This window comes from Desulfotalea psychrophila LSv54 (genome assembly GCF_000025945.1).
GTDB lineage: Bacteria > Desulfobacterota > Desulfobulbia > Desulfobulbales > Desulfocapsaceae > Desulfotalea > Desulfotalea psychrophila.
This window is the reverse complement of record NC_006138.1, coordinates 615,038-629,015: the sequence shown is the minus strand read 5'-3', so window position 1 is coordinate 629,015 and position 13,978 is coordinate 615,038. Positions and strand designations below refer to the sequence as shown.

Sequence of the window (13,978 nt, the reverse complement as noted above, 5' to 3'; positions counted from 1 at the left end):
TGGAGTGAGGTCCATGCGTGGAGACAAGATGCTCCACGCACGGATACAGTATGCTACTGCTAGATTGCTGCAGGGCAAAAACCCTTTCCTTCTTTATACACCGATTCGGCCTGTTCTTGGAAGAGTTTAAATATCTCACTTACAGAGAGTATCTCTTTCATTTTGTAAGTATTTTCTCCAGAGAAGATGAGGCCCTCATCGATCTTGCCATCTCGGGAGGCATTTTGCAGTCTCTCGTTGATGCAGTAGTGATGATCGCAGTGTTTCAGGCAGGCGAAGGGACATTTTTTTGTGGCGATACTTTTTCCGGCATTAAGGGCCTGGACAAAGGGATTGTTAATAGCTCTTCCGGGCAGGCCAACCGGGGAGGAGGTAAGAACAATATCTTCCTTCTTGGCATTAAGGTATGCCTGCTTAAATTCGTCGGTGACCGGGCACTCTTCGCTGAGAACAAAGCGAGATGCAACCTGGACGCCATCTGCACCGTATTCGTCCATCATCTCGGCCATTTCAAAACCATTGATAATGCCACCGGCAGCGATAAGGGGGATGTTTTTTACTGCATCGCGAATTGCCGGAAAGATCTTACGCAGAGGTTGGTCGGTACCAAGGTGGCCGCCTGCCTCTTTGGCTTCGGCGATAATTGCCGAGGCACCAAGTTTTTCTGCCAGTTTTGCCATTCCCGGGGTGGAAACAATCATGACGATGGGGGTGTTATGCTTTTTGCCAATTTTGAAGATATCTCTGGAAAAGCCTGCTCCAGTGACGATCATATCAACCTTGGACTCGATTGCGCCCATGACCTGATTATAAAAATCTTTCATGGCAAACATCAGATTAACGGCAACAATGCCATTAGTCTTGCTCTTGGCTATGCGAATCTCTTCCTGTAGACTCTGCTACGGGGATTCCGGTGCCACCAATGATACCGACTCCTCCACACTCAGCAACAGGTGCTGCCAATGCGGCGGTAGAGACACGGATGGACATTCCTCCTTGGAGAAGGGGAAATGGCGCCGTGAGGTTGCCGATTTTGAGTGATGGTAACTTCATGTATTATCCTCATCGTTGATTATGTTGTATGAGAATTTCTGGTAATTTTTATATAAAAAAGTTTGCTCTCATACATAATTCTTCCTGCCTGGCAGGAAAGAAGGTTTACGGGGACAAATAATGACCATCTCTTGGGGATTTGTCAAGCAATGACTGGTATCGCGCTTATTCTAGGCGAAAAGAGAAAGGGAAGATTTGCTTGTTTGGCAGACATTGTCTGGCTTGACAAATATGAAAAATTGCGGTTAAATTCTCGATTTTTCGTTGAACTAAATGTTGATTGGTTATATTTTGGGGGATGGAACGTTGAAAATAAAGGTCTTAAAAGGCTTTAAGGATATATTACCAGGTGAAGTAGAGTTGTGGCAGCAGGTGGAAAAGATAACACGGGATATTTTTACCCGTCATAATTTTTCTGAGATTCGTATGCCGATTCTTGAGCAGACAGATCTTTTTGCTCGCTCTATTGGTGAGGCAACGGATATTGTTGAAAAGGAGATGTACACCTTTGTCGATAAGAAGGTGACCATGCGTCCCGAGGCTACTGCCTCGCTTATCCGTGCCTACATAGAAAATGGACTCTACGTCGCAAAACCTGTGCAGCGACTCTTTACCATTGGGCCCATGTTTCGTCACGAGCGCCCCCAAAAGGGACGTTTGCGTCAGTTTCATCAGATGGATATAGAGGTACTTGGTTCTGTAAATCCGCTGGTTGATGCCGAACTTATGGCCATGGGTTCCATGGTCTTCCGCACCCTGGGCATCAATGTCCGACTTGAAATGAACTCCCTTGGCTGCCCCGAGTGTCGCCCTGTCTACAGGCAGGCCCTGGTAGAGTTTATTGAAGATCGTTTTGAGCATCTCTGTGATGACTGTAAGCGTCGGAGCAAGACCAATCCATTGCGAGTGCTTGATTGTAAAAATGCAGGATGTCGTGCCCAGGTAGAAGAGGCACCATCCATTCTGGATTATCTCTGTGGTGATTGTGCAGACCATTTTGATACGGTTTGTACCACCCTTGAGTCTCTGGAAATTCCATACAGCCTTAATAAGTTTATGGTTCGTGGCCTGGATTATTACTGCCGCACGACCTTTGAATTTATTACCGATGATCTTGGTGCCCAGTCCGCTGTTGGTGCCGGTGGTCGTTACGACGGTCTGGTGGAAAAGCTTGGCGGTCCTGTCGGTATGCCAGGTATTGGCTTTGCCATTGGTATGGAGCGCCTGATACTCTTACTTCAGCAGAAGGAAACGGAGTTTGTCGCCGAGAAACTGGATCTCTTTGTCATCGGTCTTGGCGATGCGGCAACAAAACTTGCCTGTATCTTGAGCCAGGATCTTCGAGGCCTTGGCGTGGGTGTTGCCGTTGATTATGAGGGACGTAGCCTGAAGGCGCAGATGAAGTTGGCCAATAAGGCCGGTGTCGCTGCAACCCTTATTCTTGGCGAAAATGAGATTGAAACTGGCAAGGCTGTCCTGAAAAACATGGACTCCCAAGAGCAGTGCGAGGTAGCCTTAGTGGCAGGTGATATTTTTGCAGCACTTGCCATGAGTGCACAATAAATCTTGTCAGAAAACGTAAAAAAGAACTGGATTAAAACAATTATGGAATCAATGGGAAGTTTGAAAAGGACGCACTTTTGTGACGCCCTGCGCAAAGAAGATATCGGCAAACAGGTAATTTTGATGGGCTGGGTGCTGCGTAGACGTGATCATGGTGGAGTAATTTTTATAGATCTGCGTGATCGAAGAGGAATCACTCAAGTTGTCTTTAATCCAGAAATAAATCCAGAGGTACACGCCAAGGCTCATAGCCTGCGAAGCGAGTGGGTCCTGGCAATTAAAGGCACCGTTTCGGCCCGTCCGGGTGATATGGCTAATACTAAGCTTGGTACCGGTGATATAGAGATATTGGTGGATGAGCTTGTTATCTTAAATACCTCTGAGACACCTCCCTTTCCACTGGATGAGGAGACTGAGGTTTCAGAAAATTTACGTCTGCAGTATCGCTATCTTGACCTGCGTCGTCCGGCGATGGCTCGGAACCTGCTTCTTCGCCATAAGGCGGTACAGGCTATTCGCAACTATCTTAATGATAACGAGTTCCTTGATATCGAAACACCAATGCTCACCCGTTCCACCCCCGAGGGTGCGCGTGATTATTTGGTGCCAAGTCGCGTCAGTGCTGGAAAATTTTATGCCCTGCCTCAATCTCCACAGCTCTTCAAGCAGCTGTTGATGATTGCCGGTATGGATCGTTACTATCAGATCGTTAAATGTTTCCGTGATGAAGATCTGCGTGCCGATCGTCAGCCGGAGTTTACCCAGATCGATATGGAGCTCTCCTTCGTTGATGAGGAGCAGATCATTGAGGTGACCGAGGGTATGATTCAAACTCTCTTTAAGGAAACTCTGGATCTTGACCTGACCCCACCATTTGCTCATATTACCTATGCAGATTCCATGGAGCGTTTTGGTTGCGATCGTCCGGACATGCGTTTTGGCATGGAGCTTGTCAACCTTACCGAGATTGCCAAGAGCTGTTCCTTTAAGGTTTTTAGGGCTATTGCCGAAGAGGGTGGAACCGTACGTGCCATCAATGCCAAGGCTTGCGCCCACTTCTCCCGTAAGGATCTGGACGGTCTGACCGAGTATGCGGCCCTTTTTGGCGCTAAGGGTCTTGCCTGGGTGAAGATGAAGGCTGATGGCGAATGGCAGTCTCCCATTGCTAAGTTTTTTAGCGAAGAGGAGCGTGCCTCTATTGCCGAGGCCCTTGATGCTCAGGAGGGAGATCTTCTCTTCTTTGGTGCCGATAGCGAAAAGGTTGTCTTCCAGGTACTGGGCGAACTTCGTCTTGAGATGGCTCGTCGCCTTGATCTCCTCGATAAGAAGGAGTTTAACTTTGTTTGGGTAACCGACTTCCCTCTTATGGAGTATGACGAGAAGGAAGACCGCTACCAGTCTATTCACCATCCATTTACCGCTCCAAGAGAAGAAGACCTAGATCTTTTGGAAACTGCTCCTGACAAAGCACTCAGCCGTGCCTATGACCTTGTTCTAAACGGTACTGAGATTGGTGGTGGTTCTATTCGTATCCATCAAAGAGATGTGCAGGCTCGGGTCCTTACCGCCCTGGGTATCGACAAGGAAGAGGCAGATGAAAAATTTGGTTTTCTCCTTCGCGCTCTTGAACTTGGTGCACCTCCCCATGGTGGACTTGCCTTTGGTCTTGATCGTCTGATGATGCTCATTACCGGTAGTGACTCTATTCGAAATGTCATTGCCTTTCCAAAGACGCAGAAGGCTGCCTGTCTCCTTACCGAGGCGCCTGCTACTGTTGCCCGTAAACAGCTTACAGAGCTCTACCTCCGTCCTGATTGGAAGGAGTAAGCTCTCTCTGTTGGTCCGTTTCTTCATGGCGCTGTGGGTTTCTCCCGCAGCGCCATTTTTTTGTCCTTCCTTTCCCTTCTGTCTTATCACTTTACTTCTAGGCGCAGTCTTTTTCTTATGGCCCTCATAAGGCAGGGGGCTTGTCGTAAGTTGTGAACCTATTTTTTTCCACTGAAAAGCATTGTCTCTTCTGCCCATTGTTCTGCTCTATTTCTGCTATGGAGAATAATTGCCCTTAAATTCATTTTCTGCTACTCTATACACTTACTCGCTGTTTTCCCTGACAAAAATCGTAAGCTTTTAACTCATATAGAAAGAATGCACAGAGAAATTTTTGGGAGAGAATGGAATGAAAAATTGGAAATTGCGAACCCAGGTCGGTGTTGGTTTTGCTGTGGTGTTGTTCCTTACCTGTATTGTCGGTGGGGCCGGTGTTTTTTCGTTGAAAAGTATAGAGGGAAATATGGTTTTATATCAACAGACCAATATTTCCCAACAGCTCTTTTCCGAGGCTAAGGGCCATTTCGGGAATTATCTGCTCAACAGCTACAAAGACGGTCTTGCCGAGCAGAATGAGGCTCGTAAACAGATCCAACAGAGTTTTACTGCCCTGGAGTCCCAAGCCTCATCACTATCTGGTGAGAGCGCTAGCCAACTGCTTGATCGTTATAGTCAGTACCAGGTGACTTTTGCCCAACTTGATAGCTTCGAGAAGAAAAAGTGGGCCCTGATCGGTGAGATAGGGCAGCTCTTTGTCGGCTATGACGTTCTTATTAAAAAGGGCGCTATTCGTATCAAGGATATGCTGCTCTCAGCTCAACTCTGTCGAGTGGGCACCCTTGCCTATTTTAACCGTGCCACCCCCGCTGCCAGAGAAAAAAACCTCAAATATTTCAAAGAATTTGCCCATAAAATTGATGTGTGGGAAAAGCTTATTGGTCATAGTGAGCGTTTGGTGGGCACCTATAGGGAGATTCAGAGCCGTCTTGATAGGTTGAACGTTCTCCTCCAACAGTATTATGGCTATATAGATCAGCAACAGGCCCTGCAAAAGAAAATGCAGATTCTTAGTCAGGAGGCAACCGCTCTTGCCCAAACCTTGGTGGATGAGGGAACCTTGAGTATCAACTCCAAGGTAAGCTTTTCTTTCTGGATCATTGTCTGTGCGGTCATTGGGGCAGTGTTCTTTGGTGTCCTCTTTGCCCTGAAGACGGCCCAGTCGATCACCCAACCTCTGCGGGAGGTGGCCACGGGTATGCAGGGTGTGGCTGAGGGAGATGGTGATCTCACCATTCGCCTCAAGGTAGAGCAGGATAATGAGATTGGTGAGTTGGCCTCATGGTTTGATCTCTTTATGGAGCAGATGAGTGGTACTGTGCGTTCCATTGCCGGTAATTCTAAACAGTTGGGTTCTTCTGCCGATGAGTTTCATCATGTTGCCGCCAAGATGAAGGGCAATGCCTCCAGGGCATTTGCGGCCTCAGCCGAGGTGGCAGACTGCGCCATGGAACTAGGTGAGAGCATGGTCAGTGTTGCTGCTGCCAATGAGCAGGCCTCCGGTAATATTAATCTTGTGGCTGCTGCTGCTGAAGAGATGACTGCTGCAGTCTCGGAGATTGCCACCAACGCCGGTGCCGCGCATGGGGTGACGGAGCTTGCGGTGACTAAGGCCCAAAGTACCTCGGAACGGGTGGAGATATTGGGTAAGGCAGCCGCTGCCATTAGTCGGGTCACCGAGGTAATAACCGATATTTCCAATCAGACCAATTTGTTGGCCCTTAATGCCACCATTGAAGCGGCTCGGGCCGGAGAGGCCGGTAAGGGTTTCGGGGTGGTTGCAAATGAGATTAAAGAGCTTGCCCGCCAGACCAGTGAGGCCACCGAGGATATTAAGGAAGAGATTGCTAATATTCAGAGTACCACGGAAGATACGGTGGGGGAGATAGCTGATATTGTCCGGGTGATTGGTGAGGTTAATGATACCGTTGCTCTTATTGCCATTGCGGTCGAAGAGCAGGAGGCAACCACCAAGGAGATTGCCAGCAATATTAATCAGGCCTCCCAGGGTATTCAGGAGGTCAGTGAGCATATGGCCAGAAGTTCTGCGGTTTCGGTTACGATGGCCGAGGATATTCGAGGTGTTAACAGAAGTGTTGAGGAGATTGCCGAGGACAGTGATCTGGTGGCAGCCAAGGTGGAAGACTTGCGTACTCTGGCTGGAGACCTCAGCTCCTTTGTCGGGGCCTTTAAAAAATACTAAGCCCCTTCTCTCCTTGCCCATAAGTGGATGGAGACAGACTCTTGAGTCTGTCTTCGTTCTTACAGAGACTCGTATCTTCAGATAACCACTGTTGTTGACATAGTTGTTGATTGGTAAAGGCCGAGAGTTCGCCTGAGGCTTTTGGGCTGTACTCTGTTAGGGCAGTAGAGGTTGGACCACACTCTGCTGCCGGAATCTTGCGCAAGGGCTCTAGGACGGCGCTTAGCAACTCCTAAGGGGGATATCGTCTCTACTCCAGCCCCTGCCAGCCACCGGTTGGACTCTCTTAAACCATTGCCTATTGGTAGCCTGTCCTGTTCGCATCACTGCTAGTCCTCCGATTCTCCATATCTCTTCTCTCAACTCATCTTCATTCGACAAAGGTTTGAAGGGAGAAGCATAAAACTATCTGAACTGATGAAGAACCGTTGGCTCTGGGCTAAATCAAATTTAGAGGCTCGCTATGCCTGTATGTTTTGATTTTGTGTCAACAGTCCCATTTTTGTCCATTATGTAATAGCTTGCATCGCGTAACGCATAAGGACGATATTCTGTAACATCATGAAATCTATCAGAAACAGTGTGGTGAATAATTGGAATTTTTTTTGATGGTTGGTCATCTATGTTGACTCTAATTAAACGCGGAGCTAGAGTTTTTGCCTTAATACCAGGACGCTTTTGCTCATGTAATTTACCATTGGTTATGGGGTTTATATTAAGGTCATCAAAGCAAATAGCATCTTGAGCGCCACTTATCTTTAACTTGCCATAATCTATGGATTTTATGTCTAGTACTTGTAGCTTGTCCTTGATGCAATTAATCATAAACCTTAGAGTGATATCGGATAAACCATCAAACCAATAACCACCACCAACATCAGAATGCACCCCGGCAAACCATACTTCTGTGACCCTTTGATCTTTGTTAAATAAAGTAGGTTGAAAGGCAAGGCGTTTTTCATCTATTGAAACCAGGTGAACAGCTTTTTTAATATGTTTTCCAATCGTTCCATCTTCAAAAACAATACCACTCGCAGGGTAACTCTCTGGATTTAAATCAAGAGAACCCCTTGTCGCAGCAACGGTATCAAATACACCCAAAAAAGTTACTTTTTTGCCAATATTCGCAGCAAACATTCGGGCAATTGCCGCTCCACGGCTAAAACCAAAGATATAAATTTCATCCTCTTTTTTATAGTTTTGTCTGTCTAAATCTTTATGAGCTTCATCAAGGATGTCATCCATGTCACCATAGGGCGGGGCAAAAACTGCGTTAAATTTTTGTTTTAACCAGGAGCCACGTGTTCCAACACCACTATAATAAAAGCTGTGTTGGTTGGATGTCTTGGGGTTTTCTGCATTGAGTGGGTTGAGTGATCCTCCAAGAAATGCGTGTAGTTTAAGTATGTTGCTGACGCTAGAGTCTTCGAAAAAATCACCTGAATCTTCAGGGTCATTGCACGTGCCATCAAAACAAAAAATGAGTTTTTTCATGTTGATCTCCTATCGAATTAACCATTGGGATGTGTGCCAGAACCAAACTCGGTGGCCACCAGTACACGGAAAAGTCCATGAGACTCCCTTTGCTGCTGTCTTTCCTGCCATAGTCTGCTCATCTATTGTAGTACCTGGCCGGTGCCAATATCAAATGGCGAATGTGGACGGGATTGATAATGCTGTGGAGTGGTGGCGAGAGGTTTACTGTTGTGGTTAACGGCTAAATGATCTGGTGAATAGGTTTCGAAATCTATGATAATTACTTTATATCAGGGCGATAGTGGTGGTAAGAGAGGTGGGGCGGACATAGATTTACCTGATATGATAAAGAATCGTAAAAAGCATTTAACGCTGATGGATAAGTTGAAAGAGCTTCGTCAAGTCAAGCCAAATTTGTTTAACAAAAAGCCAACCGATAGCAGGGGCCCCAATACATAGGGAAATAAAGCAATTGCAGTTAAAAGGCGAGAGAGGTTCCCCTTAGGATAAGGGGAAGATGGCTCTAAGAAAACCATCTAATTCACCTTCTCACAGACGTTCCCACTCTACTCAAGAGCGGAAACGCCAGTTAAGCACTGGGGTTATTCGGCTGTCGTTGGATCGATCTTTGTCATAACTTCCGACACTTTGTTGGCAGGAAAACCGCCTTGGCTTGCGTGCTCTACAACCATGCCTTTATTCGGTGCAATATAGACACAATAGATTTTGTTTTTGGTTACGTAGCTCTCAACCCATTGAATCGATGGTCCAAGCTCACGCAACACCTCACAAGACTTCGAAGATATCCCTTGAAGTTCGCTTGCGGTCAATTTCCCCGCTCCGGGAAATTCACGTTCAATTATGTATTTAGGCATAGTCTTTTCCTTGTGTAAGATGTGATTTATTTAACAACACTCTGTCGCACTTTTTCTCTTACTCAATCCGCCTTTTTGCGGCAGTCAAACCAACAAATCTGGAGCAACTCATGTAAGTGAATAATTGCAGATAATTACAATGAAAAAAGGATACCATAAAGAAATAAGAAGTAAAACAATTTGCAGGTCTCTACGAACGTCACCAGTTGAAGACATTTTTTCCCCTATTCCCATCATCCACCTGCAGTGCTGACAGCTGATAGCTGACCGCTGATAGCTAGGCATTCCTTTCTCCCCAAAAACTGTGATAGCATAGGGGCTAAAATGATCAGGGGCCTCCGCCCATCCTTTTACTAGTGCTTTGTAGGCTTTAGATATCGTAAATATTGTTTAGCCATTTTGGTGCGCTGCAAGGCACGAATGCTAGTAGCGCTATGTGACCGAATGAGAAACGAAGTCAGCGCGAGAAAAGGGCAAACAATATATGGTGGATAAAGTTTTACAGAGCACTAGGGGGAAAAATGATGAAGGACTTTATAGAGAGACTGCCAAAGGCTGAGTTGCATCTACTGGGGATACCCTGGAGCCTGAAACCATGTTTAAAATAGCCAGGCGTAACCAGGGCGCGAACCTACTGTTTTGGGGAACTAAAAAAAAGCATTTTTAGGCCATCAAAAGGTTATAATGAGGCTTTTCTTGGCAACGATTAATGTTAGGCTTATGATAAATGTACTATTCGATTAAACCTATCAAGCTGAAGAGTGATACCGGCCCATCCATAACTGACAAAAAGAGTAAAACAAGCCCGTTTCTAAGGGCGACTAACAGTGCGTTCGCGCGCTGATCGTACAGAGACGCGATGAATCGACGTCTCTACCATGCCTGCCTCTCAGCTCTGCGTCTCTGATTTATTCCTAATTGCAAAACCAAGACCGACAATCCCCTGGCAAAGTTCTGCAAAGGCCTTTTCCAGGAGGGGCTTTTTTTCACCGATGCCGGAAAGAGTCATAAAGATATCCATCTCAGGATTCTCGCCGATTGTGGTAGCTAAAGATTTGGTATAAATTTCAGGATATTTTTTTACTATCTGAATCAGTACCGGTTCTAAAAGAGATTCATCGTTGCACTTCACGGCAAGGCATCGTGATATTGCCTCTCCTCCGGCAAAAGTTTCATCGAGAAATTGTTGCAGAGAGTGTTCAATAATATCCTTGAGCTCAGAAGGGACGCCGGGAACGCTTATAATAGTCGTTTGCTCTATCAGAAGAGACACTCCGGGAGCTGTGCCGACATGATTTAACAGCGGCTCCCCCCCTTGGGGCAGACAGGCCATCTTTTGCCGGGCGGGGTTTAAACCTCCCTCTGCCATAATGCCCTGGGCGAAGAAGTGGTCATACTGTTGTCTTACCTGCTCAAGGGCCTCCTCGTGTAAAACGACTTGACGATCTGTTCCCATGGCGACGGCCTGCAGGGTTAAATCGTCTGAGGTTGGGCCTAATCCGCCGGAGGTGAAGATAATATCAACCTTGCGTGATACGGCCTCACGAACTGCCTCTGCCACGACCTCAAGTATGTCTGGGACAATAGTTACCCGAGTAACAACTCCACCACGTCCATGCACCATTGCACATAACCAATTTGTATTGGTATCTAAGATATCACCGGTCAGTATTTCATTGCCGATGATAATAATTTCAACCTTTGCTGCTTTTTTCATAATACCTCGTAAAATATTGACATAGAATATGTATATCGTGTTAATATTATCCTAACATACCAGACTTACATCAAAATAAACATTTTTTTGCAGGGGGGAGAAGGGTCTGCCAACAGACCTTGCTCCTTCTGATATTGGCCGATGAACACTGACAACTCCAATATAAAGAAGCTTTATCTCTTCTCCTTTCTGAAGATGAGCCTCTTTCCCATGGCTATTATCACCCTCTTTTGGAAGGACCATATTGGTTTGAGTCTTGCCAATATTATGCTCCTGCAGGGGGGCTGTTCCCTTGCCATGGTAGTAATGGAGTACCCCTCCGGCTATCTGAGTGACAGGATCGGTTACCGTGCCGTATTGAACCTTGCCTCCCTGTTGGGCATTATCGGTTGGGGCCTCTACTCTTTGGCAGATTCCTTTGTCACGGTCCTGATTGCTGAGATTATTCTGGGGATTTCCTTCTCCTTTATCAGTGGTGCAGATAGTGCCCTCTTGTATGAAACTCTGAAGGTAGGTGAAGAGGTACAGTACTATGCCCGCCATGAAGGTCGGATGAACGGTTTTGGCCAAATTGGTGAGGCCTGCGGAGCCCTCTTTGCCGGACTGCTATACGCTACGGCTCCGCAACTGCCCTTCCTTATTCAGGTGTTTGTCTGGATATTGGCCCTAATGTTGACCCGCACCCTTATTGAGCCTTCGCGGGTTAAAAGGGTAGTGAAAAGTCATTTTGCCGAGGCCCTGCAGTCGACTCACTATGCCTTGGTGCAGAACCGGCGATTGCGCTATACTATTCTTTTGAACCTGATTCTGGGGCTGGCCTCCTTCTATCCGGTCTGGCTGATTCAGCCCTATATGCAGGCTGGCAGTGTCCCCCTTGCCTGGTTTGGTCCGATTTGGGCTGTGGCAAATCTGAGTGTGGCGGTTTCGGCCCTGTCCAGTTACCGCACTCATTTGCAGATAGGGGATAGATGGATGGTACTCCTCTTCATCCTCTTGATTCTTGCCGGCTATCTGGGTCTTGGGCTGGTTGGTGGAGTTTGGGAATTTCTCTTCTACTATCTACTCACCACCATGCGAGGCTTGCGTGGGCCTATGCTGCTTAATCACGCTCAGCGGGAAATTCCCTCGGCCAATCGTGCCGGTATCCTCTCTTTGCAGTCGCTTGTCTTTCGCCTTGGCTTTATCTGTACAGGGCCATTGGTGGGCAGACTTGCCGATAGGGTCGGGGTGGAGCAGACATTTTTCCTCCTCTTCTATGCCTTTGCCCTGATATTGCCTCCCATGGCCTGGTTGTTTCTGCGCCAGATTGCCTCCCCACAAAAAAAATAATATGTAGGGGCTCACCTGGGAAAATGATGCAGGCTTGCTGGGGAAAAGCCAAAATGGATGGGAGAGTCCATGGCCAACTCTTGAGCTCTGAGGCTTTTTTGATCAAGATGGATGAGGAGCAGGTCTCTGCCACTGGCTATGGTCACCTCGCAACCAAAGCCCTGCCGGACCACCGATTGAATAGTTCCCTGGCCGACATGAAAATCTGCAGGAAAAGAGTCCTTGGCAGCCACCTCAATATCTTCAGGACGCAGGCCATAGGCACTCTGTGATGCCTGAGCGTTGAGCGTTAAACTGAGATTACCGACATGCACTGATGTTTCACCATCTCGTCTGCAAAAAATATTTTTCATACCGACAAACTTACCCACCTCAACGTTTTGAGGTTGCAGGAATACATCGTTTATCGTGCCCACCTGTTTAACCGTACCCTTGCTGATAACACCGACCCGATCGGCTAAGTAGAACGCTTCGTTGAAATCGTGGGTGACCATAAGAAAAGTTGTGCCCAAGGAGGAGTGAAGTTCTTTAAGCAGTCGCTGAATCTCTCCCCGAAAGCAGGGGTCAAGGGCGGAGAGGGGCTCATCAAGTAAGATTACCCGTGGTTGTATGGCCAGTGCTCTGGCCAGTGCCACTCGCTGTCTCTCCCCTCCGGAGAGGGCTTGCGGGGATTTATCCAGATGAACTCTCAGGCCCAGGGTGTCGATGACCATATCCAGAGAGAAGGTTTTTTTTTCAATCTGGCGCTGATAACGTAAACCAAAATAAATATTTTCACGTACCGAGAGATGGGGGAACAGGGCCTGGTCCTGATAGACAATTCCGACCTTGCGATTTTCCGGAGCAAGTTTTGTCACATCTACTCCATTGAGGATGATCTTGCCCTCATCAGGACGTCTTACCCCGACAATAGATTCAAGGAGAACAGTTTTCCCTGAACCTGATGGCCCCAGTAGAACGAAAAACTCCCCCGTATCCACAGTTAAGTCAACAGGGCCAACAGAAAAATCCGGAAAATTATTGGTCAGCTGAGAAATTTTAATCATCTTTTGCACTCATGGGTGAGGAGACAACACGGAGGAGAAGAAAGAGAAATAGGCAGATAATTATGAGCAATACCGCCACGGGTTGGGAATATTTTAAACCATAGGCTGTGAAACGTTCGTACATGAGTATCGGGGCAATCATCGGATGGTAGGCGATAATAACCACGGCTCCAAATTCGCTAATTGCCCGGGCCATGCTCATGATAAATCCGGTGAGCATATGCCGCCAGGTAAGAGGCACTGTGATATGAAAAAAAGTTGCCCCCTGTCCTGCACCCAGACTTCTTGCAACCTGTTCAAGGCGTTTCGGTACTGATTGAAATCCTGCCTTGGCCGTATTGATATAAAAGGGGAGGGCTACAAAGGTGAGTACCGTGATAATGCCGGTGGTTGTGCCAAGGATCTTAAAGCCCATCTCCTGAAGTAGTCGTCCCAGGGGATGATTTCTGCCGGCAAGACTGAGGAGGGCGATTCCCACCACAGGATGAGGAATCATAATGGGCAGATCAATGATGGTCTCAACGATTTTTTTTCCAGAAAAATTTGACCTGGCCAGCAGGTAGGCGATGGGAGTACCAAAGATAGCGGAAATCATTGCGGCAGCGCCGGAACAGGAGAGCGATTTGTAGATTGCGGCCATGACCTCTTCGTCATGGGCTGTTTCAATCAAATCAGCCATGCTTGGCTGTAAAATCATCTCAGCAAGGGGCACTATGATAAAGAGCAACACCATTATGGATGCAGCCAGGCAGAGAGGGGTAAAGAGTTTCAGCGACAAAACACGATTCACACTATTAACCTCAAAAGGCCTGGGGGATAGTTTTCGCCCAGG

The 13,978-nt window shown here is 47.2% G+C and carries 10 protein-coding genes and 1 pseudogene; 5 read left to right on the top strand and 6 right to left on the bottom strand.

All coding sequences use genetic code 11. From position 1 onward, the window contains the following. Positions 1–59: 59 nt before the first annotated feature. A pseudogene (locus DP_RS02855) lies at positions 60–1,053 on the bottom strand (NAD(P)H-dependent flavin oxidoreductase). Between the two features lie 273 nt (positions 1,054–1,326). Between DP_RS02855 and hisS the strand changes: the two are divergent. The 3 genes from hisS (at position 1,327) to DP_RS16540 (ending at position 6,703) form a co-directional block, all read left to right on the top strand. Then, positions 1,327–2,616 (top strand): histidine--tRNA ligase, encoded by a 1,290-nt coding sequence (gene hisS, locus DP_RS02845; RefSeq protein ID WP_011187816.1) that lies wholly within the window; start codon positions 1,327–1,329, stop codon positions 2,614–2,616. A 42-nt stretch (positions 2,617–2,658) separates the two neighbouring features. Further along, positions 2,659–4,443, top strand: coding sequence for an aspartate--tRNA ligase (gene aspS, locus DP_RS02840; protein WP_041277557.1), 1,785 nt, complete (start codon positions 2,659–2,661; stop codon positions 4,441–4,443). Between the two features lie 349 nt (positions 4,444–4,792). Continuing rightward, on the top strand, positions 4,793–6,703 hold the full coding sequence (locus tag DP_RS16540) for a HAMP domain-containing methyl-accepting chemotaxis protein (protein WP_049784989.1): 1,911 nt from the start codon (positions 4,793–4,795) through the stop codon (positions 6,701–6,703). 450 nt (positions 6,704–7,153) lie between these two features. Here DP_RS16540 and DP_RS02830 read toward each other — a convergent pair whose 3' ends face one another. Next, complete coding sequence (locus DP_RS02830) at positions 7,154–8,197, bottom strand: phospholipase effector Tle1 domain-containing protein (protein WP_011187813.1); 1,044 nt, start codon at positions 8,195–8,197, stop codon at positions 7,154–7,156. Between the two features lie 255 nt (positions 8,198–8,452). On the opposite strand from DP_RS02830, the gene DP_RS02825 reads away from it, so the two are divergent. Beyond that, positions 8,453–8,638, top strand: coding sequence for a hypothetical protein (locus DP_RS02825; RefSeq protein ID WP_011187812.1), 186 nt, complete (start codon positions 8,453–8,455; stop codon positions 8,636–8,638). A 143-nt stretch (positions 8,639–8,781) separates the two neighbouring features. Here the strand turns inward: DP_RS02825 and DP_RS02820 are convergent, their stop codons facing one another. Both DP_RS02820 and DP_RS02815 read right to left on the bottom strand, forming a co-directional pair. Continuing rightward, positions 8,782–9,054 (bottom strand): DUF4242 domain-containing protein, encoded by a 273-nt coding sequence (locus tag DP_RS02820; protein WP_041277556.1) that lies wholly within the window; start codon positions 9,052–9,054, stop codon positions 8,782–8,784. Between the two features lie 889 nt (positions 9,055–9,943). Continuing rightward, a complete protein-coding gene (locus DP_RS02815) occupies positions 9,944–10,771 on the bottom strand; it encodes a competence/damage-inducible protein A (protein ID WP_011187810.1) in 828 nt (275 codons plus the stop codon). A gap of 141 nt (positions 10,772–10,912) precedes the next feature. Here DP_RS02815 and DP_RS02810 point away from each other — a divergent pair, with 141 nt between their 5' ends. Continuing rightward, complete coding sequence (locus DP_RS02810) at positions 10,913–12,100, top strand: MFS transporter (protein ID WP_011187809.1); 1,188 nt, start codon at positions 10,913–10,915, stop codon at positions 12,098–12,100. A gap of 11 nt (positions 12,101–12,111) precedes the next feature. Here the strand turns inward: DP_RS02810 and DP_RS02805 are convergent, their stop codons facing one another. After that, on the bottom strand, positions 12,112–13,146 hold the full coding sequence (locus tag DP_RS02805) for an ABC transporter ATP-binding protein (RefSeq protein WP_041277555.1): 1,035 nt from the start codon (positions 13,144–13,146) through the stop codon (positions 12,112–12,114). Continuing rightward, positions 13,139–13,936 carry an ABC transporter permease gene (locus DP_RS02800; protein ID WP_011187807.1) on the bottom strand — a complete coding sequence of 266 codons (798 nt, stop codon included), beginning with the start codon at positions 13,934–13,936 and terminating at the stop codon, positions 13,139–13,141. The genes DP_RS02805 and DP_RS02800 overlap by 8 nt, the downstream gene beginning before the upstream one ends. Positions 13,937–13,978: the final 42 nt, after the last annotated feature.